At 74.0% G+C, this 21,127-nt stretch carries 13 protein-coding genes; 7 read left to right on the top strand and 6 right to left on the bottom strand.

Annotation, left to right across the window (positions count from 1 at the left end; all coding sequences use genetic code 11):
* Positions 1–305: 305 nt before the first annotated feature.
* Entirely contained in the window at positions 306–1,409 is a 1,104-nt protein-coding gene (locus tag WMF43_RS20430; protein ID WP_437682511.1) for an Rpn family recombination-promoting nuclease/putative transposase, read from the top strand.
* Between the two features lie 51 nt (positions 1,410–1,460).
* Here the strand turns inward: WMF43_RS20430 and galE are convergent, their stop codons facing one another.
* Both galE and WMF43_RS20420 read right to left on the bottom strand, forming a co-directional pair.
* On the bottom strand, positions 1,461–2,477 hold the full coding sequence (galE, locus tag WMF43_RS20425) for a UDP-glucose 4-epimerase GalE (protein ID WP_437682509.1): 1,017 nt from the start codon (positions 2,475–2,477) through the stop codon (positions 1,461–1,463).
* 248 nt (positions 2,478–2,725) lie between these two features.
* Complete coding sequence (locus tag WMF43_RS20420; RefSeq protein WP_437682507.1) at positions 2,726–5,134, bottom strand: peptide ABC transporter substrate-binding protein; 2,409 nt, start codon at positions 5,132–5,134, stop codon at positions 2,726–2,728.
* Positions 5,135–5,409: 275 nt separating this feature from the next.
* On the opposite strand from WMF43_RS20420, the gene WMF43_RS20415 reads away from it, so the two are divergent.
* The gene (locus tag WMF43_RS20415; RefSeq protein ID WP_437682506.1) at positions 5,410–9,942 is read left to right on the top strand and encodes a hypothetical protein; all 4,533 of its coding nucleotides are present in this window, start codon (positions 5,410–5,412) and stop codon (positions 9,940–9,942) included.
* Here WMF43_RS20415 and WMF43_RS20410 read toward each other — a convergent pair.
* Both WMF43_RS20410 and WMF43_RS20405 read right to left on the bottom strand, forming a co-directional pair.
* Entirely contained in the window at positions 9,929–10,966 is a 1,038-nt protein-coding gene (locus WMF43_RS20410; RefSeq protein ID WP_437682504.1) for an OmpA family protein, read from the bottom strand. The two genes, WMF43_RS20415 and WMF43_RS20410, sit on opposite strands and share 14 nt — an antisense overlap.
* 241 nt (positions 10,967–11,207) lie before the next feature.
* Positions 11,208–12,293: an RNA polymerase sigma factor gene (locus WMF43_RS20405; RefSeq protein WP_437682502.1), complete on the bottom strand. Its 1,086-nt coding sequence runs from the start codon at positions 12,291–12,293 to the stop codon at positions 11,208–11,210.
* 118 nt (positions 12,294–12,411) lie between these two features.
* Between WMF43_RS20405 and WMF43_RS20400 the strand changes: the two genes are divergently transcribed.
* From WMF43_RS20400 to WMF43_RS20390, 3 genes are all read left to right on the top strand, one after another.
* Positions 12,412–12,714, top strand: a complete 303-nt coding sequence (locus WMF43_RS20400; protein ID WP_437682501.1) for a hypothetical protein — start codon at positions 12,412–12,414, stop codon at positions 12,712–12,714.
* An 89-nt stretch (positions 12,715–12,803) separates the two neighbouring features.
* Positions 12,804–13,229, top strand: a complete 426-nt coding sequence (locus tag WMF43_RS20395; protein WP_437682499.1) for an EVE domain-containing protein — start codon at positions 12,804–12,806, stop codon at positions 13,227–13,229.
* Between the two features lie 33 nt (positions 13,230–13,262).
* Positions 13,263–14,015 (top strand): hypothetical protein, encoded by a 753-nt coding sequence (locus WMF43_RS20390; RefSeq protein WP_437682497.1) that lies wholly within the window; start codon positions 13,263–13,265, stop codon positions 14,013–14,015.
* Positions 14,016–14,153: 138 nt separating this feature from the next.
* Here WMF43_RS20390 and WMF43_RS20385 read toward each other — a convergent pair whose 3' ends face one another.
* Positions 14,154–15,128 carry a LysR family transcriptional regulator gene (locus WMF43_RS20385; protein ID WP_437682496.1) on the bottom strand — a complete coding sequence of 325 codons (975 nt, stop codon included), beginning with the start codon at positions 15,126–15,128 and terminating at the stop codon, positions 14,154–14,156.
* Between the two features lie 89 nt (positions 15,129–15,217).
* On the opposite strand from WMF43_RS20385, the gene WMF43_RS20380 reads away from it, so the two are divergent.
* Positions 15,218–17,173, top strand: a complete 1,956-nt coding sequence (locus tag WMF43_RS20380) for a multicopper oxidase family protein (RefSeq protein ID WP_437682494.1) — start codon at positions 15,218–15,220, stop codon at positions 17,171–17,173.
* Positions 17,174–17,670: 497 nt separating this feature from the next.
* Here the strand turns inward: WMF43_RS20380 and WMF43_RS20375 are convergent, their stop codons facing one another.
* On the bottom strand, positions 17,671–18,333 hold the full coding sequence (locus tag WMF43_RS20375) for an HAD family hydrolase (RefSeq protein ID WP_437682492.1): 663 nt from the start codon (positions 18,331–18,333) through the stop codon (positions 17,671–17,673).
* Positions 18,334–18,441: 108 nt separating this feature from the next.
* On the opposite strand from WMF43_RS20375, the gene WMF43_RS20370 reads away from it, so the two are divergent.
* Positions 18,442–21,063 carry an efflux RND transporter permease subunit gene (locus tag WMF43_RS20370; protein ID WP_437682490.1) on the top strand — a complete coding sequence of 874 codons (2,622 nt, stop codon included), beginning with the start codon at positions 18,442–18,444 and terminating at the stop codon, positions 21,061–21,063.
* Positions 21,064–21,127: the final 64 nt, after the last annotated feature.

The raw sequence follows: 21,127 nt of genomic DNA, 5'->3' as shown, positions 1-21,127 counted from the left end.
CCCTCGGTCGGAGGCCTGTCCCATCCGTCGTGAATATCCCGCAAGCGGAACCTCGAGGGCAAGCCGCGTGGTGCACGGCTCGCGATCGCACCTCGGAGGCGGGCGCAGCGGGGCCGTCCATGCGCCGCACCCGGGCAGTAGCGTGGGATACATGCCGAGGTGCGCATTACGGAAGCGACGCAGAATCGATCACAGGAAAGTGCCAATTGAAGAGCATGATACGAGTTGCCGAACTGAAGATTGCATGGGTAAAGTAGGCTTCAGGATGCCTGGTGAGGACTGGCTCGGTCCTCGAGGGGAAAGTGATGTCGAAGTCGCCGCGCCGAGGTGCGCTCACCTCCCCTCATGATGCCCTGTTCAAGTGGACGTTCTCGCAGCGCGAGCACGCCGTCGGCCTGCTCAAGGCGGCGCTGCCGCCGCCGGTCGTCGCGGCCGTGCGCTGGGGCACGCTGCGCGTCGAGAAAGGCAGCTTCGTCGACCGCGCGTTGCGCAGCCGCCACGGCGACCTCGTGCTCTCGGCACGGATGGGCAAAGGGCGCGTCTACTTCTACACCCTCGTCGAGCAGCAGCGCGAGGTCGAGCCGCTGATGGTCTTCCGCATGGGCCTTTACATGATGCGCCTGTGGGAGCAGCTCGTCCGCGACCAGCCGGGGATGAAGCAGCTGCCGCCGGTCGTGCCGGTGCTGATCCACCACAGCGACACCGGCTGGATCGCGGCCAGGGCGTTTCAGGACATCGTCGCGGGCGAGGGGCCGGAGCGGACGGCGCTCTTGCCGCACATCCCCCACTTCGAGCTGCGCCTGGTCGATGTCAGCGGCGGGCGCGCGGGGGACCTCGTGGAGCAGGCGCTGACGGCGCTGGGCAAGGTGGTGTTGTGGTGCCTGTCGGTGGCCGGCGACGACGCGCGGCTGGAGCGGGAGATCGGGCGCATGGCGGCGGCGCTGGACGAGGTGCTGCGGGCGCCGAGCGGGCTCGCTGCGCTGGAGGCGCTGCTGCGCTATCTTTGGGCTACCCACGCGCGGTACGGGGAGCGGAAGCTCGGCAAGATCCTGGAGAAGGCGGCGGGCCCACGGGCCCAGGAGGCGATCGTGACGGTGCTGGACGAGATCGAACGCAGGGGGCGGGCGCAGGGGCGGGCACAGGGGCGGGCACAGGGGCTCGCACGAGGCCGCGCGCAGGGCCGCGCGCAGACGCTGCTGGAGCTGCTCACGGCTCGGTTCGGCGCCGTGCCGGCCGAGGTGAGCGCCCGGATCCTCGCCGCCGACGAGGCGGCCCTCGTCTCCTGGACGGCGCGCGTGCTCACGGCCCCCACGCCCGAGGACGTGCTCGGCGACGGCGACGCCAGCACCGGCGCCCCCACGCCCCCGCCACGGCGCCCCACGGCGCGCAAGCGCGCTCGGCGGACCTGATCCGGCGCCGACCCACGTCGCCGCCGGAGGCGCAGCGCCCGCCGCGCCCGTTCAGCTCGCGAAACCGGTCGGGTTCTGCTCCTGCCACCGCCAGCTGTCGCGGCACATGGTCTCAAGATCGCGCTCGGCGCGCCAGCCGAGGAGCTCTGTCGCCCGCGCCGGGTCCGCGTACACGGACGCGACGTCCCCGGGCCGCCGGGCGACGATCTCGTAAGGCACCCGCTTCCCGCTGACCCGCTCGAACGCGGCCGCCACCTCCAGCACCGAGTACCCCCGACCGGTGCCGAGGTTGACGGTGAAGCTGTCGCCCACCGTGAAGATCCGGTTCAGCGCGGCGAGGTGCCCGAGCGCGAGATCGACCACGTGGATGTAGTCGCGTACGCCGGTGCCATCCGGCGTCGGCCAGTCGCCCCCGAAGACCCGGAGCTTGTCGCGCCTCCCCACGAGCACCTGCGTGATGAACGGCGTCAGGTTGTTCGGGATCCCGTTCGGGTCCTCGCCGATGAGCCCGCTCTCGTGGGCGCCCACCGGATTGAAATAACGCAAGGACGCGAGCGACCAATTCCCGGTCGCCGCGACGTCGCGCAGGATGTGCTCCACCATGAGCTTGGATTGCCCGTAGGGGTTGGTCGGACCGAGCCGGCACCCCTCATCCAGCGGCACGCGCTCCGGATCGCCGTACACCGTGGCAGAAGAGCTGAACACGAGCTTGCGCGCGCCCTTCTGGTCGAGCGCCTTGAGCAGGCTCACCGTCCCGCCCACGTTGTTGTCGTAATACGAGAGCGGCTTTGCCACCGACTCGCCCACGGCCTTCAGCCCGGCGAAGTGGATCGTCGCGTCGACGGGGTGCTCCGAGAGCAACCGGGCGAGGAGCGCCTGATCGCGGATGTCCCCCTCGACGAACGTCACCTGCTTGCCGGCGATCCGCTCCACGCGCTGCACGGCCTCCTTGCGGCTGTTGCAGAGGTTGTCGAGGATGACCACCCGGTAGCCCGCGCGGAGCAGCTCCACGCAGGTGTGCGAGCCGATATAACCCGCGCCTCCCGTCACCAGAATCGTCTTGCTCATGCGTTTCTCCCGAGGTGGTCCATACGGCGTCGGCGCCGACTAGGCCATGGCCAAGGCCAGCCCGTCAACGGGTACGTTCGCCGCCGCGGAGCGCCGACCGCCGATCGGCGGCGCGCCCCTCGGGCCTCGGCCGAAGGCGGCTCGGGGCTCACCCGAGGTTCGTCCGGGTAAGCCGGTGTCGTGCGGGAGAGGTCGTACGGCGAAGCAGGGTGTCGGCGCGCGCCGGCGAGGCGCTGCCCCGGCAGCACTCAGGGCACGGCCGGCCCGTTCAGCGTGGGGCCGAGCCGCCCCGGCTCCGGGAACTCGAGCTGCGGAAACGCGGTCTCGTTCGACGGGTTGTCGCGCCAGTTCGGGTCGATCCAGAGCCATTGCACGAGCTGCGTGCCGCGCGCGTTGCCGACGAACCCCTTGACCCAGGGCTTCAGCAAGGTCGACTTCGTGTAGAAGTAGAGCGGTATCTTGGCCATGCCGTCGACCGCCCGCTTCTCCGCCTTGCGGAAGAGCTGGATGCTCTCCTTAGGATCGGTCGTCGCGGCGGCGACGCGCATCATCTCGTCGAACTCGCTGTCGGCCCATTTGGTCCGGTTCTGCGGGCTGTACGAGAGGAACGTGCCGAGCCACGTCGCCGGGTGGTTGAACTCGCCGATCCAGCCGAACCGCACCGCCTGGAAGTGGCCGTCGCGCACGTTCTTCAGCATCACCTTCCACTCCTCGTTTCGCAGCGTGGCCGCGACGCCGAGGTGACGCTTCCACATGTCCTGGATGGCGACGGCGATCTGCTTGTGACCCTCGGACGTGTTGTAGAGGATCTCGAGCGCCGGGAAGTCCTTCGCCCGGTAGCCGTCGCCCTCCTGGACGACCTCGTAGCCCGCCTCCGCGAGCAGCGCCCGCGCGCGCTCCGGGTTGAAGCCGACGTCCGGCGACGAGAACGGATCCGCCCCGCCCCGCTTGTCCTCGGCCACCGCCTCCGCGTACCCCGAGCCGGTGAACTCCGGCACGTAGTGCGTCGCCGGCGTCTGCCCCGCCCGCGTGATCTTGTCGACGATCTGCTGCTTGTCGATCCCGAGGTTCAGCGCCCACCGGACGCGGACGTCGTCGACCGGCGGCTTCTTCGTGTTGAACTCGTACCAGTACGTGGCCAGGTAGGGGTACCGCCGGAAGTCCTTCTTGGTCGACAGCCAGCCCTGGTGCTCGGCGGGGAGCGAGGAGTTGTCGCCCATGTAGTCGATGTCCCCCGCCTTGTAGATGTTCATCGTCGCGTTGTACTGCTCGATCTGCAGCCAGACCACGCGGTGGATCTTCAGCTTGTCGCGGTTCCAGTACATCGGATTCCGCTTCATCGTGATCTCGTAACGGAACTTCCACTCGTCGAGCGTGTAAGGGCCGTTGACGACGATGTTCTCGGGGCGGAACCAGAGCTCGGGCTCGCCGCGCCGCTCGAACGCCTCGATCACGTCCTTGCGCACGGGGAAGAGCGTCACGTAGCTCGTCAGATCGGTGAAGTAGGGCGTGGGCTGCGCGAGCTCCACGTCGAGCGTGAGGTCGTCCTTGGCCCGGACGCCGACGGCGCTGTCGTCCTCCACGAGCAGCGCGTCGGGCACGAAGCCCACCGGGGGCTCGCCCTGCGCCGCCGGCGGGGGCGCCGCCGCGTCGTACCGGGGCAGGGCCGCGTGCGGCGCGACGAGCGCGTATGTCTCGCGCGCCGCCGCGTCCGCGCCCTCCTTGCCGGCCGGCGGCGCCGCCGGGGAGAGCATGCAGCCCGGGAGGAAGCCGCGCGCGCCGCCGCGCTCGAGCTCGAACCAGCGGTCGGAGGCGCCGTTGCACTGGCAGGGCGGCCCGGCGCGCACGATGTCGACCGCCGCGCCCTGCCACCCGCCACCCGGCGCGGGGCCGACCGGCGCGGCGCCGCTCCCGGCGTCCTCGACCGTGAGCCGGTCGACCGAGCCGCCCTTCCCGTCGCCCTTCGCGAACGTCACCTTGGCGGCGCCCTCCGGCAGCGCGGCGAGCGGCGCGATCGACGTGTCCACCCGGATCGGCGAGCGCGCCAGCACCACCACGAACGCGCCCTTCGGCAGATCGAGCGCGGCCGGCGCGTCCGGCCTCGGCGCGGTCCGGAGCGGCGCGGCCTCGCGCAGCGCCTTGAGCTTGCCCAGGCTGAACAGCTCGCCGTTCTTCAGGGCGAACAGGTTGGTCGCGGCGAGCGAGGCGGTGGCCGGCCGCAGCACGCGCTTCCACGCGTACTCGAAGTCGTGCGCGGTCACCGGCTTGCCGTCCGACCAGCGCGCCTCGGGCCGCAGGTGGAACCGGAAGATCCGGTTGTCGTCGCTCTGCTCCCAGTGCGTCGCGACCCCCTGCACCGGGCGGAGATCGCCGGCCCCGTACGTGGTCAGCCCCTCGAACATCTGCTGGACCAGCACGCCGCTCACCGAGTCGCTGAGCTTGCCTGGATCGATGTACTCGGGCTCTCCCGTGTTGTTGATGTAGATCGTCGTCGGGTCGTCGATCGCGCGCGAGGTCGTCCCGGCATACCCGCCTTCCCCCTCGCTGCAGCCCGCGAGCGCGAGGGACGCGAGGCCGAGCGCCGCGGAGGCGCCGCGCCCGATGAAAGCCCTGCCCCCGCCGCCGCCGGCACCTCGTTGCTCGGATGCTCGCCGCATGACGTGGGCGTAGCATGTCGCCCAACGGCCAGGAAGGTGGTGGGCGCCGGCGTCAGCGACCTGCCCTGCTTCGGCGGAGGGGGATCCGGAGAAGCGCGCGACCACGTGCCTCGAAAGGTCGAGTGGTGCGTTTAACCTAGAGATTGACCTCTACTGCGGTGTCGGGGTGTTACGCCGCAGCCATAACTTCGTGATTTCGATTCCGAGACCGACGCCGCCGGACCCGCGACCCGTCGCGGCGAGCCACGGTCTTGGTGTAAGGTCACGCGCTCGTCATGCGGCAAGGTCGGGCCGGTTGGACGGCGCGCGCGGTTTCGGGCTTCTCGCTGCTCCTCCTAGCGAGCTGCAGCGGCGCGAGCCCGACCGGCCTCGCCCCCCGGCCGGCGGCGCGCTGCGAACCGGCGCGGCTCGATCCGTGCGAGCGCGCCCTCGCCGCGGCCGTCGCCGAGGGCCGCGCCGCGGGCGCGCTCGCCCTGGGCTATGTCGAGGCGCGCGCCGCCCGGAACGCCGGCGACCCGTGGGCGCTCTTGCTGCGCGACCTCGACCGGCGCGGCGGGCCGAGGCCGGCCGTCGCGGTCATCGTGGAGGCGGGCGCGGAGGCCGCCGGCAACGGCGCGAGGGGCGCGGAGGCCGCCGGCAACGGCGCGAGGGGCGCGACCTGGATCCGCGCAGCGCCCCTGCCGGCCCCCGGGGCGCTCGGCGCCGAGGCGCTGCTCCTCGCGCTCGGCGAGGCCCTCGGGTACGAGCACCTCGTCTACGCCCCCGCGCGCCGCGGCCGCGCGGCGCAGATCTTCCCGCGCGACCCGCTCTCGCCCTTCATGGCGGGCGTCGCGCCGATCGCGTCCGGCGAGGCGTCGCTCGCGCGTGTCGCCGACGACATCGCGATCGCCGCGCTCGTGCGCCGCGCCTTCGGCGACGCCGGCCGCTTCCGCTACGTCGAGGCCGCGCGCGCGGCCGACGCCCTCGCCGCCGCGCTGAAGGGGCGCGGCCCCGAGGACGAGCCGGCGCTGCGCGGCCGCTACGCGCTGCAGCTGCTCGGGACCGCGGGGATCGCGCTCGACGAGGACGAGGACGGCGCCGCGCCCGCGGCGCCCGCGGCGCCGCCGGCCGAACCTCCGCCCGCGCCCCACGACACGCCCTACGGCGACCTCCTCCGCGTGCGCACGGCGCGCGACGGCCGCGCCGCCTGGCGCGCCCGCGGCGCGGCGGTGCTGCGGGCCGTGCCCGCGGATCGCCGCGCCGCGCTCGACGACCTGCTCGGAAAGCCCCCGGGCTGCGGCCAGGGCGTCGCCCCGCCGATGGAGGGCGCGCGCGATCTCGTGTTCGCCGCGTCGCTCGCGGGCGCGCTGGCCCCGGGCGCCGGCGCGGCCGCGGCGGCCGCTCCTCGGGCGGCCTCCCCGCCAGGCTCCGCGGCGGCCTCCCCGCCGGGCTCCGCGGCGGCGCCGCCGCACGGGCGCCTGCCGCTCGAGGCGTGGCTGCCCCGCTACGAGGCGCTCGTCCGCGCGGTCGATCAGACGAACACCACCTGGGCCCACGCGCCCAGCCTGCTCTACGAGCGCGCGCAGCGCGGCGACGCGCCCGAGCGCGACGCCGCGCCCTCGGCCGGCCCGGCGGGCGGCGCCGTCTACCGCCGCGTCACCGAGCTCGGCCTCGCGCACCTCGCCGCCCTGCGCGCGCTCGCCGAGGCCGAGCCGCGCCGCTACCGCGCGCTCGCGCAGATCCCCCTCGCCTACAGCCCCGGCGTGCTCGCAGATCCGCGCCTCCGCGACGCCGTCGTCGATCTCACGCAGGTCGCCGTGCAGCGCCGGATGGCCGAGGCGCGCGACGCCGAGGCCGTCCTCGGCGCGGCGCTCACCGGCGTCTTCGCGGGCATGGCGTACCCGCCCGAGGTGCAGCCCGCGCACTTCCTGGCCCTCCAGGGCGCGCTCACGGCGAAGCTGCGCGGCGAGCTCACGGCGCAGTCCGGCTGGGGCGTCGCCGGCCTCTACGCCGCCGACGCCCTCTACCGGCTGCTCTCCGACCAGGCGCCCGATCTCGCGTTCTCGTCCGCGCAGATCGGTCGCGCGCTCGCGCCCGCCCCGGAGCTGCCCTACCCCGACCTCGCGGCGCTCGCCGCGGCCCTCTCGCGTTACGCCGCGCTCGGCGTCGCCGGCGCCCTCGACCCGCGGGCGACCGACGCGGCCCGGTTCCCCCCGGAGCGCCGCGACGCGCGCGACGTGCTCCGCCGCGCCGTCGCCGGGCTCGCCGCGTCCGGCGGCGCCCCGGCCGCGGCGGACGCCCCGCCGCCGGGCCTCGTGGACGACATCGCCGCGCTCGCCGACGGCGTCCTCGCGGCGCTCTTCAGCGAGCGCGCGCGCGCTCGAGATCCGGAGCCCGCGAAGGACACCTGCCCCGCGGCCGGCCGCGGGCCGAGCCCCGAAGCCCGCCGCGCGCTCGCGCGCCTCGGCGACGTGCGCGGGCGGATCCTGTTCGCGCCGCGGTACAAGCAAGGCGACGGCGCGTGGGCGCGCCGGGCGCGGCTCCTCGTCACGGTCCTGTCCGACGCGATGGACCTGCTCGCCGCGCCGCCGCGCGCCCCGCGCGCGCCGAGCGTGGGGGGCGCGGGCGCGCCGGAGCCCCGCGTGCGCTTCACCATCCCCGCCGCGGACGCCGAGTCCGCCGTCGCGGCGGCCCTCTCGGGCGGGGACGATCGCGCGCTCGCGGAGGCCGTCACCGGCGGCTACGGGCTCGCGCGCGCGGTCCTCGGCGCCTCCACCGCGGACCGCTTCGCCGAGCAGAGCGGCGCCCCGCTCGGCCGGATGCTCCGCGGCCTCGCCGGCCTGTTCCGCGGGGACGCGGCGCCTCGTGGCCCCGGTCAGGGCTCGGCCGGCGTGGCCCTCCTCGACGCGCTCGCGTCGCTGCCGCCCGCCCCGGCCGAGGGCGATCTCGGCGGCGTGCTCGTCGGCTACGCCAGGGCGTTCTCCGCCCTCGGCCTGCGCGACCAGGCCGACCTCGGGCTGCTCGCCTCGCTGCTCGGCTCGGCCGTCCTCGGCCGCCCGCCGGCGCCGGAGGCCGTCGCGCTCGCGAACGACAGCGGCAGCCGGGTCGCGTGGGCGCTCTCGTACCTGGCCGAGATCGCGAAGGCCCGGCGCGGCGTCGCCCCGGACCCGTCGGCCTACGCGGACGCCATGCGCCGCGCCGCGGACGACGCCTGCCAGGCGGCCCCCGCGGGCGACGTGCTCGCGATGATGGGCGCGGCGCGCGACTTCGCCGCCGGCCGGCGCGCCGAGGCCCGCGACGCGCTCGACCGCCTCCTCGAGGCCGCCGACGCGCGCGGCCTCCACGTCCCGCGCATGACGTACCGCTACGAGGAGAAGACCGCGACCCGGGTCTTCTCCCTCAGCGTCGACGTCTCGTACGGCGCCGGGATCCTCGAGGGGTCGACCGGCTTCCAGCTCGGCCTCGGCCTCCGCACCCGCGCCGCCCCGGAGGGCGCGCTCACCGCCGCGCTCGCGCCCGAGGGTTCCCCGCAAGCCGACGAGGACGCCGCGCGCGCCTACGTCAGCACCGCCGCGCTCGCGGCGGCCTACCACTTCCTCGAGCGCGACGCCGAGCGCGGGGCCGCCGCGGCGCGGCGGGCGATCGCCGCGCTCTCGTTCGGCCTCCGGCTCGGCGGGCGGGCGCTGCCCACCGAGCGCCCGCTCGCGTGGGGCAGGGACGCGCGCGCGCTGCTCGCGATCGACGCCCAGCTCGCGGCCGAGGCCGGGCACCCGTTCCTCGCCGGCGATCTCTGGACGCTCGTCCGCGGCCTCCTGCCGCCGGACACCGACGACGCCGCGGCGGCGCGGCTGCTCGATCCGCTGCCGGCCGGGCTCGCCGCGCTCGCCGACCTCCGGCCGCTGGTCGCGAGGACGGCGCGCTCGCTCGCCGCGGTCGCCGCCCCGCTCCCGTGCACCGCGGCGAAGGTCGAGCTCGGCGGGTACGAAGAGCCCGCCTGCGACGCTTACCCGCTCGCGCTCTCGCTGCGCATCGCCGACGTCCTCGGCAAGCTGCCGCACCTCCGGCGCGCGGGCAGCGCGGCGGCGTGCCCGATGCTGCGCAGCCTCGACGGCTTCCTCACGGCGGCGGAGCGCGGCACGTACGACCCCGACGCGTTCACGGCCGCCGTGGAGGCGCTGCGCCAGGGCGGCCGGCTCTACGACGCGGGCGTGCTGCTCGCGCGGCAGCGGCGCGACGGGCACTGCGGCCCGCTCGTGCTCGCCGCGGCGCGCGCCCTGGGCCGCGAGCCCTCGCTCGGCCCGGCGCTGCGCGCCGACCTGCTCAGCGTCGCGGTGAGCTGCGCGGCCGCGGCGCTCGACGCGAGCGTCGTCGACGACCTCATGGCGCTCGACGACGAGACGCGCGCCCTCCCCGACCTCGACCGCAACCTGAAGGTCGTGCTGTTCGCGGCGGAGCTCGCGGCGCGCGAGCAGCGCTGGGACGTGCTCGCGCGGCTCGCGAAGCAGCCCGAGCTCGTCGAGCGCTGGACGGGGGTGAACGCCGGCGCGGCGGCGACGGCGCTCGTCCTCCAGACCGCCGCGGCCGCGCTCGCCGGCGAGCCGCCCCCGCGCGACCGCGGCGCGATCGAGCGGATCTGCGGCCCGGATCCCTCCGGCGATCGCGCCGAGCCGTGCGCGGAGGCCGAGCGCCTGCTCGCCGCGGGCGCGCTCCCCGAGCCGCAGCGCCGGCAGCGCGCGAAGGAGGCGCTCGAGCGCCTGCTCGCCGCCGCGCGCGGGCAGGCTCGCCAGCCCGCCCGCGCCCCGCTGCGCCTGCCCCCTACTTCACGCTAGCGGGCTTCGTCTCCGCCGCCTTCGGCGCCGCGGGCTTCATCACCTCGGCGGGCTTCGCCTCGGCCGGCTTCGTCGCGTCCGCCGGCTTCGCCTCCGCCGGCTTCGTGGCCGCGGCGGCGGGCTTCGCCTCGGCCGGCTTCGCCGCGGCGGGCTTCGCGTCCGCCGGCTTCGCCCCCGCGGGCTGCGTCGCCGCGGCGGGCTTCGCGTCCACCGGCTTCGGGTCCGAGCCCTTCGGGGCGCCCTTCGGCGCGGTGGCGGGCACGCCGGCCGGCTTGAGGCCCTTGGTGACGGCCGCGGCGCAGGCGAGCTCGACGCCGGTGTCCTTGCCCTCGAACCGCATGATCTTGATCTCGACCCGGCGGTTCTTCTCCTTGGCTTCCTCGGTCTCGCCCGCGTCGAACGCGCAGTGCGCCCCGTAGCCGGCGCCCCTCAACCGGTTCTTCTCGACGCCGAGCGAGACGAGCGCCTTCACCACCGCGTCCGCGCGCTTCTTCGTGAGCGTCACCGTGGCGGCGTCGCTCCCGACCTTCTCGGAGTAGGCCGCGACCTCGACGAACTCGATCTGCGGGTTCTCCTTGATGACCTGGGCGATGTTGGCGAGCAGTTCCTGCGAGGCAGGATCGAGTTCGGCCTTCCCGGCGACGAAGGCGACCTTCTCGTTGAGCTTCACCTCGCCCTTTTCGACGACGACCCGCGGGACATCGGGACAGCCGTCGTCGTCCTTGTAGTTGTTCTTGACCTCCGCCTGGTCCGGGCACTTGTCGGCCTCGGCCAGGAAGCCGTCGCCGTCCGGGTCGGTCGACTTGCAGCCGTCCTTCGCGTCCGGCGCGAGGCCGTCCTCCTTCTCGGCGACGCACTTGTCGGTCCCGTCGTCGATCACGCCGTCCGCGTCCGCGTCCGGGGGCGGCGGGGGCGCCGGCGCCGGCGCCGGCGGGGGCGGCTCCGGCGCCTTCGTCGCGGGCTGCACCTGGGGCTCACGCGCGCAGCCGGCGCTCGCGGCGAGCAGCGATGCGGCGAATGCCATTCCTAGCCATCTCGTGGTTCGCATCTCGTGGTCTCCTCTCCTTGGCGTCCTACCTCTCGCCGAGCGCCAGCGTGTGTAGACGACCGCGCCGGAAACTGCGAGAGGCAATCTCGCCTCGAGGCGCGCCGACGCCCCCCGCGCGGCGCACCGACGCTCCCCCGGCGGCGCGACGACCGGGCGCGGAGGCCGACAGCGGCGCTGCCGACCCATCGTCGTGGGGTCGCTTCGAGCGGCTCGGCTTCTACTTTCGCAGGGACGGGAAATCCATCCCGTCCGGCGCGGCGCTCTTCTTCGGGTCAAACGCGCTCTTCTTCGGGCTGACCGGCTTCATCGAGGGCGCCTTCCCGGTCGGCGCCACCGGCGGCGGGGCCACCCTCGTGGAGGGCTGGGGCGAGGGGCTCACGTCGCGCGTGGTCGTGTCGGTCTCCTCCACGCTCTGCTCCGCATCGGGCCTGCCTTTCCGGACGGGGCTCGGCGCCGGGGCGGAGGTCTCGGGCCCGGGCGCGATCGAGGGCGTCTCCTCGAGCGCGCGGAGCGCTCCGAGCGCGCGCGCCCGCGCCGCCGCGACGTCCGGCGCGCCGTCGCCCGGCGGATCGAGCCGCGCCGCCTCGTCGAGCCGATCGAGGCACGGGCGAAACGCGCGCTCGTCGCAGGCGCGCAGCGCCTCGGCCCGGAGCGCCCGGGCGCGGTCGATCCGCTCGCGCGGCGGCGGCACCTCGGCCGGCGGGGTGACCGGCGGCGGCTCGGGCAGGGGCGCGACCGCGGGCGGATCGTCGGCCGGCCGGAGGAGCCGCGCGAGCACGAGGGCGAGCAGCGCGAGCGCCGCGACCGCGGCGAGCTCCGCGCGCCAGCGCTCGCGCATCCAGCGCCGCATCCGCGACACGCGCTGGCGCACCCGGGCGGCGGGCACCTGCGCCTCGGCGGCGATGCTCTCGAGCTTCTCCCCTTCCCCCTCGCGCGCCATCCACGCGAGCGTCTGCTGGGCGTCCTGGCTGGAGGACGCCTGCTCCTCGGCCCAGCGCGCGAGCTCCCGCGCCTCGACCGGCGGCGGCGCCACCGGCAGATCCGGCAGCTCCGCCGCGGCCTCGCGCGACGCCCGCCGGTGGTGGTCGGCGACCTTGTGGCGCGCGATCCCGAGCAGCCAGCGCCGGAGCTCCGACGGCTCGGTCGGGCGCGCCGGCGAGGCGAGCGCGTCGCAGAGGACGGTCTGCACCACGTCGTCGACCTCGGCGCTGGGCACCCGCCGCCGGACGAACTCCTCGAGGGAACGGCGGAGCCCTGGTTCCGCCAGGGGGTTCGTCGCGGGGGAGGAGTGTCCGGTGGTCATCGGCGTGCTCATCACGGCTGCATCGCGCCGCGGCCGCGGAGTGTGACGGGCGCGATCGAGAATACGGCAGACCCCGCTCGGGCGTCCCATTCCGCCGTGCGGCGTCGACTTTCGGGGCATGGCCCTCCGGCTCCCCGCCGCCCGCCCCGCCCGGTGCCGGCCGCCGGCCGGCGTCGCGCACGAGGAGGACGGGCGGTGCTTCGCCGAGCTCAGGCGTCGCGGCGAGGTCACGCCGGGCCGGGGCGTCGGGCACGGCATCGGCGTCCGCGGCGTCGTGGGGGCGGCGTTCGCGGGCGTGCACGAGCAGGAGGACTCGACGCTCGGCTGCATCGCGCTCGACGACGACGAGATCGACGAGATCGTCGCGGCTCACGCCCGACCGCGCCAAGATCGTCATCACCGAGTGAACGGGCGGTGCTAGGGTAGCCGGTCACGTCGACGGGCTGTCCGTCGAGGATGGGGCGCGCCGGCGGGGCCGGCGCCGCCCCATGCCTTCCCGGGAGATCGTGCATGTCTCGCCGTTACTGGCTGATCAAGAGCGAGCCTCAAAAATATTCGTTCGCGCAGCTCGTACGCGACGGCCAGACGATGTGGGACGGCGTCCGGAACTTCGAGGCGCGCAACAACATGCGGGCCATGAAGCAGGGCGATCTCGTGCTCTTCTACCACTCGGTCGAGGGCATGGCGGTCGCGGGCGTCGCGCGCGTCAAGCGTGAGGCGTACCCGGATCCGACGGCCGATGCGGAGGAGGACTGGAGCGTCGTCGACATCGAGCCGGTCGCCCCGCTCAAGGTGCAGGTGACGCTCGACACGATCCGCGGCGACGAGTCGCTCGCGGAGATCGCGCTCTTGAAGCGGTCCCGCCTGAGCGTCGTGCCCGTCTCGAAGGAGCACTTCGATCGGGTGCTGAAGCTGGGCAAGACCAAGATCGCTTGACGCGGGCGCCCTGGGTAACGACTAATCCCCGCCGTGAACCTCCGCCCTCCGGCTCGAGCCCTCACCCTCCTGGTCCTATGCGTCGCCGCGTGCGGCGGCCCGCTCACCCCGTCGCCGGTCGAAGGCGAGCCGATCTGCCCCGACTTCGAGGTCGGCGCGACCCGCGCGGTCATGCGCGGCAGCCTTCGCTTCCCGGTCACGCTGACGGTGCTCGACGGCAAGAAGCCGATCTCCCGGGCGACGCTCGACGGGCGCCGGTCGAAGGACGATCCGGGCACCCGCATCCTGATCCCCAACGACAACGCCGAGTACGAGATCGAGTGGGCGCAGTGCGAGAACCAGCGCGCCCCCCGGGCGCTGTCGCTGGGCCGCGACACGAAGGACACGGCCGAGTACGCGTGCGGCAATGCGCCCGTGTACAAGACCGACAAGCTCGTCACGAGGCGGGACGACGCCGCGTCCCGCACCCTCCAGTTCGCCGCGCCGCCGAAGCCGGAGTGCTGGGAGAGCGAGGTCCCGCCCGCCCAGCCGCCCCCGCTGGGCGCCGCCGGCGCCGAGCAGGCAGCCGCCGCCGACGCGGGTGCTGACGACGCGGGCGCCGCCGACACGGCCGCTGCGGCGGACGCCGGCGCTGCGGACGCCGGCGCTGCCGGTGCAGCGGCCGCCCCGACGGACGCGGGGCCGCCCCGCGGCGGGGGCGCGGCGCGCGACGCGGGCGCAGGCGGCGCGCCCAAGCCCCCCCGGACCGGAGGGGCCGACGCTGGTTCCGCTCCGCAGGGCAGCTAGAACACCGATTCCGTTGCTCTAGGCGAGAGATAGCCGCCAAGGCGCCAAGGACGCCAAGAAAAAGAGAGCTCTCGGCGCCTTCATTCTTGGCGCGTTGGCGGTTGTTCTGCTGATCCGAGGCGACTTCCCGCAGCCGTCCTATCCGCCCCCGCCCGGCCCCGCCGCTCGCGCCGTGGCTCCCGGGCTGACCGCAGCGTCGGGGCGACGCCTGCCGCCCTCGGCGCCCTGGTGCAGGTGCCCCATCGAGGCGCGCAGGTGCTCGAGGACCCACTTCACCTTGGGGATCTCCGAGAGCACCGCCGGCACGCTGATCCGCACCGGCCTCTCCTGGCCGACCATGTCGGGGAGGACCGGGACGAGCGCGTCCGGGCCCAGGCCGGGATCGGTCAGGAGCGCGTCGGGGACCAGGCCGATGCCCAGCCCGGCGATGCAGCAATGGCGGATGAAGTGGATGTCCGTCGCGACGAGGGCCGGCTGGACGGTGAACGGCGCGCCCTTGCGAGTCCGCCACACGCACCCGTCCTCGCCGGGGGCCTGCCACGCGAACAGCTCGTGCTGCTTCAGGTCCTCGATGGTCCGGGGCGTGCCGCGGCGCTCCAGGTAGGTGCGGCCGGCGATCAGCCACTCGCGGACGCGCAGGACGACGTGCGATATCCAGTGTCCCTCCGGCGCGTCCTCGCCGAAGTGCACGGCGATGTCGAAGTCCGTCAAGGTCTCGCCGAGCGGGTCGTTGCTGAAGCGGCAGTGGAAGTGGAGCTTCGGGTACGCGCCGCGCACGGCCGCGAAGAGCGGCGTGAGCACGTGCGGCGGCAGCCCCACCGGCAGGATGATCCGCAAGGTGCCCGAGGGCGCGTTGCCCACCTCCCGGATGGAGGCCAGGAGCGCGGCGGCTTCCTGCATCATCCCGCGCCCTTTCTTGGCGAGCACCTGCCCCGCCTCGGTCGGCAGCACGCCCTGCCGCACGTTCTCGAGCAGCAGGACGCCGGCGTGGGCCTCCAGGGACGCGACGTGCCGCCGGAGCGTCGTGCGCGAGGTGTTGAGGGCGCGCGCGGCGCCGAGGTACGACCCCGCCTCCACGACCGCGATGAAGGCGCGCAGCTGTTCGAGATCCATCGGTGTCCGCATTCTATCCAGGGGTGGCCACCTTCGGCCATCGGCGCGCGGCGCGGCTCGATAGGGTGATCCGAGGAGGAGAAGACCTGATGGTACAAAACAGCTCTCACGCGCCCGAGCGGCCAGGCTCACCCGCGGCGTTCGCCCTGCTCATCGCGGCGCTGGCCCTGCCGACCGCGTGCGGCGGTGAGGACGAGGCCGACACGACACCAGAGACGACACCGATGTACGAAGACCCGCCCGAGCTGCAGCCGGGCGACGGCGGCGTGTACGAGCTCCATTTCGGCCCGAGCGCGGTCGAGATCGACGGGCGGCGTTTCTGCCTCCGCGGGTACAACGGGGCCGCGGTCGGCCCCACGATCCGCGTGCCGAAGGGCGAGGGCCGCGGCGTCCACGTCACCCTGCACAACGACTTCACGAAGAGCGACTTTCGCGAGATCGCGAGCATGATGGGCCACGGGTCGAGGTCGTGTCACGACTTCAACCTGACGAACCTGCACGGGCACGGCCTGCACGTGCAGCCCAATTTCGCGACGGACGACCCCGCGGATCCGTGCGAGGGCGACGGCTGCGCCCCCGGTCAGCGGTACTTCGGGGACCACGTGCTGCACCAGGTGCCGCCGGGGGCGAGCGCCCGATACCGGTGGGATCTAGACGAGGACGGGATCCACCACGAGGGGACCGACTGGTACCATCCGCACATCCACGGCTCGACGGCCATCCAGGTGATGGACGGCGCCGCGGGGGCGCTGCTCATCGAGGGGGCGCTCGACGAGCTCCCCGGGATCGCCCGTGCCCGGGAGCGGGTCATGGTCATGACCCAGGTGCCGATCGATCACGAGAACACGGTCCCCTTGAGGGAGGGAGAGGACTGCACCGAAGACAACCTCTCCGTGACCGATTTCCTCGCGGTCGAGACGCTCCGGGCCACGTTGATCAACGGCAAGCTGAGGCCCAGGATCGCAACGCCGCCCGGGCAGGTGGAGCGCTGGCGCATGGTGTACGCGGGCAGCCCCGACGAGATGGGGATGAAGCTCCACGTCGCGAAGGACCCCGCGTGCTCCGATTTCGACAAGACCCCGATCGAGACGATCCAGATCGCGCGCGACGGCCTGACGCTGCCGCAGTTCTACCGGAGCGACACGGTGTGGGTGTCGCCGGGCTACCGCGCCGACGTGATGGTGAAGATGCCGGAGGAGGAGCAGACGCTCTGCCTGGTCGGCCGCCGTCCGAACGACCTCCTTGGGAGCGTCATCGCGATCGTCGACGTGGACGGGGGCGCGGGCGAGCCGACCGAGGTCAACCTGCCCGAGGAGGCGGCCGTGGCCGCGCTCGCCCCGCCCACCTCGTGGACGGGGATGGTCGACGGGAAGACGACCGAGGTGAGCTGCGATTCGGTCGAGACCGTGCATCAGAAGGTGGTGTTGCTGGTGCCGACGCCGGGCCAGCAGCCGCCGGATCTCAGCAGCGATGTCGCGCTCATGTCGTGTGATCCAGCGGCCCACCCGCACGGGATCGATCCCGACGCGCCGGCGTGCCTCTGCCCGGATCCGAACATCAGCTGCCGCAAGTTCGACGACCGCCGGGCCTGGGGCTACCGGAGCGACCGCGTCATGACCGTCGGCAGCGCGGAGCGCTGGGAGATCCGGGCGTTCGACGGCCATCCGTTCCACATCCACATCAATCCCTTCCTGGTGTGTCCCAACAAGTCGAACAAGGAGCCCAACTTCGCCCACTGGCGGGACACGATGTGGGTCCAGGTCGAGGACGGGCCGCGCGACGTGCTCATGAACCCCCGGAAGTTCACGGGGCAGTTCGTGCTGCATTGCCACAAGCTGAACCACGAGGACGAAGGGATGATGGAGCTCGTGGAGATCTGCGATCCGGAGGATCGCGAGTGTCTCTGCCTGGGGGACGACGAGAGCGGCGCGTGTATCCCCCAGGGCGGGTGCCTTCCGGAGGACCTCCAGTGTCAGTTCGCGAAGGCCGCGACGGACGCGTATCCTGCTCCGCCGGCGCCCGATCGCGAGCTGTGCGGGCGCTGAGCCGAGCGAGCGGAGATCCAAGGGGGCGCCGCGCCGGCGGGTGGGGCCGCGCGGCGGGGGCGGGCGGGCGCTGGCCAATCGGCAAGACTGGGACGAGGGAGCTTGCGGTGAGAACACCACCCGGCATGTCTCCCTTCGGGCCTCGCCAGCTGGGACGTTTCGTTGCACGCCACACAAGGCGCGCCTGCAGCCTCAAGCCCCCTGGGGCCTTATGGCACCTTGGTCGGTGCTCGGCGCGCCCGCCCGCCCCCGCCGCGCGGCCCCACCCGCCGGCGCTCACCACGTTGCACTCACGCTCCGCACAGACGGCGATTTCGAGGATCGCCGTCGTCGGCTGATGTGATCCCCGACGCGAACCCGGCCGCTGCGCACCACGCCAGCGACGTGAGTCATCGAAGCTGGTGCGTACCGTTCGTTGGACGGCGAGCCTCGCCGGAGGAATCTCGCGGCGCGGGCGGCATCGCCGAGACGACCGCGAAGGTCCCCGCCGAGAGGGGTCAGGCCTCTGCCAGCAGGCGCTCGAACGTGTCCCCCGGGAGCTGGTCGAGCCGCTCGACGGAGACGTCGGCCCCGAGCTCCCCGTGGCGGGGGCCTACGCCGATCACCTTCATGCCGCCGCGCTTGCCCGCGAGCACGCCCGCGGGCGCGTCCTCGACGACGACGCACCGGTCCGGCGGGACGCCCACACGCTCGGCCGCCCGGAGGAAGACCGCGGGGTGCGGCTTGCCGTGCGAGACCTCCTCGCTGCTAATCACCGCGTCGAACACGCCCGCGAGCTGCGTCGCCGCGAGGATCACGTCGAGGTTCTCGCGCGGCGCAGACGACGCAATCGCCATCCGGAAGCCGGCCGCCGCGAGCGCGCTCAGCCACGCGCGCACGCCGGGCAGCGGCTCGATGCCGGCCGCCGCGACGAGCTGCCGGTAATGCCGCTCCTTTGCGCCCGCGATGCGGGCGACCTCGGCCCCGGAGATCTCGGGATCGAGGAGGCGGCGCAACAGATCGTCGTTGCGCATCCCGAAGACCGCGTCATGGTCGGCGCGGCCATAGGAGCGCCCCTCGGCCGCGAGCGCCTCGCGCCACGCGACGAAGTGCAGCTCGCTGGAGTCGACCAGCGTCCCATCCAGATCCCAGAGGACAGCCTTCGAGAGCGACAGCGACATGCGCCCAGACTATCACCGGCGCCGCGCTGTCCTTTCGCGGATCGCTCCCCTAGAGCCGGCCTGCCTCGCGGCCTCTCCCCTCTCCGCCACGGAACCCCCACGTCGCTCATGACCTCTTCGCAGATGCCACCGCCCCCGACGCCTCGCCCATCGACCTCCATCTCCCGAGCGCCCTCCCCTCCCGCCGCGCCGCCGTCCTCGAAGGGCCGCGGGTTCGCCGCGCGCCTGGCCGAGCTCCAGGTGAACCGGCCCGCGCTGCCGCTGCTCGTGGCCGGGCTCCTCACGGCCGTCGCCCTCTTCTTCGCGACGCGGCTCAGCGTGCTCACGGGGTTCGAGTCGCTCCTGCCGGAGTCGCGGCCGAGCGTGCAGGAGCTCGACCGCGTCGCGGCCAGGACGGCCGGCGTGTCCACGCTCTTCGTCGTGCTCCAGGGCGGCGAGCGCACCGAGGCCTTCGCGCTCCGGAAGGCCGCCGACGCGCTCGTGCCCGAGATCGAGCGGATCGGGCCGCCGTGGGTCGGCAGCGTCGAGAGCGGCGTGCACGAGGCCTACCGCTACCTCGCGCCGCGCGCCGGGCTCTACGCCGACCTCGACAGGCTCACGAAGCTCCGCGACGACATCGAGGCGCGGTACGCGTACGAGGTGAGCAAGGCGACGGGCACGCTGCTCGACGACGGCGAGCCCCCGCCCGAGGTGAACGCCCGCTCGATCCAGGAGGGCCTCGGGCTGAACGGGATCGACGCGGGGCGCTACCCCGACGGCTACTACCAGTCGAAGGACGGCAAGACCGTCGTCGTCGCCGTGCGGTCGAAGATCATGGCGAGCGATTTCTCCGCCGGCACCGAGGCGATCCGGCGCGTGCGCGAGGCCGTCGAGCGCGCGCGCCCGGCCTCGTTCGATCCCGGGATCACCTACGACTTCGCCGGCGACCTGCAGACCGGCATCGCCGAGTACGCGGCGATCAACGACGACCTGACCGACGTCGGCGTCACGGGCGCGGTCCTCATCGCCGCGGTCGTGTTCCTCTACTACCTGCGCGTGCGCACGCTCGTCGCCATGCTGATCGCGATCGGCGTCGGCGTCGCCTGGACGTTCGGCTTCACGGAGCTCGCGATCGGCCACCTCAACATGGCGACGGGGTTCTTGTTCTCGATCGTCGCGGGCAACGGGATCAACTTCGGCATCATCTACATGGCGCGTTACCTCGAGGCGCGGCGCGGCGGCGCGAGCCTGCTCGAGGGCGTGCGCGTCGCGCACCGCGAGACGTGGCTGCCCACGCTCACGGCCGGCTGCGCCGCCTCGGCGGCGTACGCCTCGCTGCTCGTCACCGAGTTCCGCGGGTTCCGCGACTTCGGCCTGATCGGCGGCGCCGGCATGGTGCTCTGCTGGGTCGCGACGTTCGTCGCGCTGCCGAGCGTGCTCGCGGTGATGGAGCGGCTCATCCCGCTCGAGCAGGATTCGCCCGGCCTGCTCGGCAGGCTCCGGCGGCGCACGCAGGGCGGCCTCGCGTTCGGCGGGCCGTTCGCGCGGCTCGCGCCGAAGAGCCCGGCTGGGATCACGATCGCGGGCCTCGCCCTCGCGGCGGTCGGGGTCGTCGCCACGGTCGCCTACGTGCGCGCCGATCCGATGGAGTACGACCTCAGGAACGTCCGCAACGACGAGCAGGCGCGCGCCGCGCAGATCCACCTGAGCTCGCTGGCCGAGGAGATCACGGGCTACGTGGGCGCCGACGGCATGGCGATCCTCGTGGATCGCCCCGAGCAGGTCGAGCCGCTCCGCGCGGCGCTCTACGCGCGGCGCGACGCGGCGCCCGAGGGCGCGAAGCCGTTCAAGGAGGTCCACGCGCTCCAGGATCTCGTCCCGAGGGACCAGGCCGCGAAGGTCCCGGTGCTGCTCGAGATCAAGGATCGCGTGCTGCGGGCGAAGAAGCGCGGCCTGATCGACGACGGCGACTGGGCGCGGATCCAGGCCGTGATCCCGCCCGACGATCTCGCGCCGTTCGGCATGGGCGATCTGCCGGCCGGGGTGGCGCGCGCGTTCACCGAGACGGACGGGACGCGCGGGCGCATCGTCTACATCAGCCCGACCACGCCCGAGAGCGTGCACGACGCGCAGTACCTCTTCCGCTGGGCCGACTCGTACCGCGAGACGCGGCTCCCGGACGGCAGCGTCGTCCGCGGCTCGGGGCGCGCGGTCATCTACGCGGACATGTGGGCCGCGGTGATCGACGACGTGCCGCCGGCGGTGCTGTTCTCGCTCGCCGCGACGGTCCTCGTCGTGCTCGCCGCCTTCCGCGGCGGCCGCCCGGCGTTCGCCGTGCTCGGCGCGCTGCTCGTCGGCGTCGCCTGGATGGCGGGCCTGCTCGTCGCGATGGGCGTGAAGCTCAACTTCCTGAACTTCATCGCCCTGCCGCTGACGTTCGGCATCGGCGTCGACTACGCGGTGAACATCGTCCAGCGGTACACGCGCGAGGGCGCCGGCGGCGCGCTGACCGCGGTGCGCGAGACGGGCGGCGCGGTGATCCTCTGCAGCCTCACGACGACGCTCGGCTACCTCGCCCTGGTCGGCTCGCAGAACCACGCCGTGCGCAGCCTCGGCGTCGCCGCCGTGATCGGCGAGCTCGCCTGCCTGCTCGCCGCGGTGCTGGTTCTGCCGGCGGCGCTGCTCTGGATCGACCGGCGGCGCCCGAAGGGCGCGGAGAGCTTCCTCGCCGTCGGCCGCACGGCGGAGTGAGCGCGCCGAGGGCCACGCGATCCGTCGCTCGGCTGGGCCGCGATCGCGCCTTGCGGCGCTGCGC

The organism is Sorangium sp. So ce131 (genome assembly GCF_051519095.1).
In the GTDB taxonomy this organism is placed as follows: domain Bacteria; phylum Myxococcota_A; class Polyangia; order Polyangiales; family Polyangiaceae; genus Sorangium.
This window is presented reverse-complemented; position numbering and strand designations above follow the sequence as displayed.

Excerpts from the sequence above, each read along its gene's own strand:
- WMF43_RS20420 (WP_437682507.1), bottom strand. The coding sequence starts at position 5,134 with ATGCGGCGAGCATCCGAGCAACGAGGTGCCGGCGGCGGCGGGGGCAGG.
- WMF43_RS20405 (WP_437682502.1), bottom strand. The coding sequence starts at position 12,293 with ATGACCACCGGACACTCCTCCCCCGCGACGAACCCCCTGGCGGAACCA.
- WMF43_RS20370 (WP_437682490.1), top strand. The coding sequence starts at position 18,442 with ATGACCTCTTCGCAGATGCCACCGCCCCCGACGCCTCGCCCATCGACC.
- WMF43_RS20380 (WP_437682494.1), top strand. The coding sequence starts at position 15,218 with ATGGTACAAAACAGCTCTCACGCGCCCGAGCGGCCAGGCTCACCCGCG.
- galE (WP_437682509.1), bottom strand. The coding sequence starts at position 2,477 with ATGAGCAAGACGATTCTGGTGACGGGAGGCGCGGGTTATATCGGCTCG.
- WMF43_RS20410 (WP_437682504.1), bottom strand. The coding sequence starts at position 10,966 with ATGGCATTCGCCGCATCGCTGCTCGCCGCGAGCGCCGGCTGCGCGCGT.
- WMF43_RS20385 (WP_437682496.1), bottom strand. The coding sequence starts at position 15,128 with ATGGATCTCGAACAGCTGCGCGCCTTCATCGCGGTCGTGGAGGCGGGG.
- WMF43_RS20395 (WP_437682499.1), top strand. The coding sequence starts at position 12,804 with ATGTCTCGCCGTTACTGGCTGATCAAGAGCGAGCCTCAAAAATATTCG.
- WMF43_RS20400 (WP_437682501.1), top strand. The coding sequence starts at position 12,412 with ATGGCCCTCCGGCTCCCCGCCGCCCGCCCCGCCCGGTGCCGGCCGCCG.
- WMF43_RS20375 (WP_437682492.1), bottom strand. The coding sequence starts at position 18,333 with ATGTCGCTGTCGCTCTCGAAGGCTGTCCTCTGGGATCTGGATGGGACG.
- WMF43_RS20415 (WP_437682506.1), top strand. The coding sequence starts at position 5,410 with ATGCGGCAAGGTCGGGCCGGTTGGACGGCGCGCGCGGTTTCGGGCTTC.
- WMF43_RS20430 (WP_437682511.1), top strand. The coding sequence starts at position 306 with ATGTCGAAGTCGCCGCGCCGAGGTGCGCTCACCTCCCCTCATGATGCC.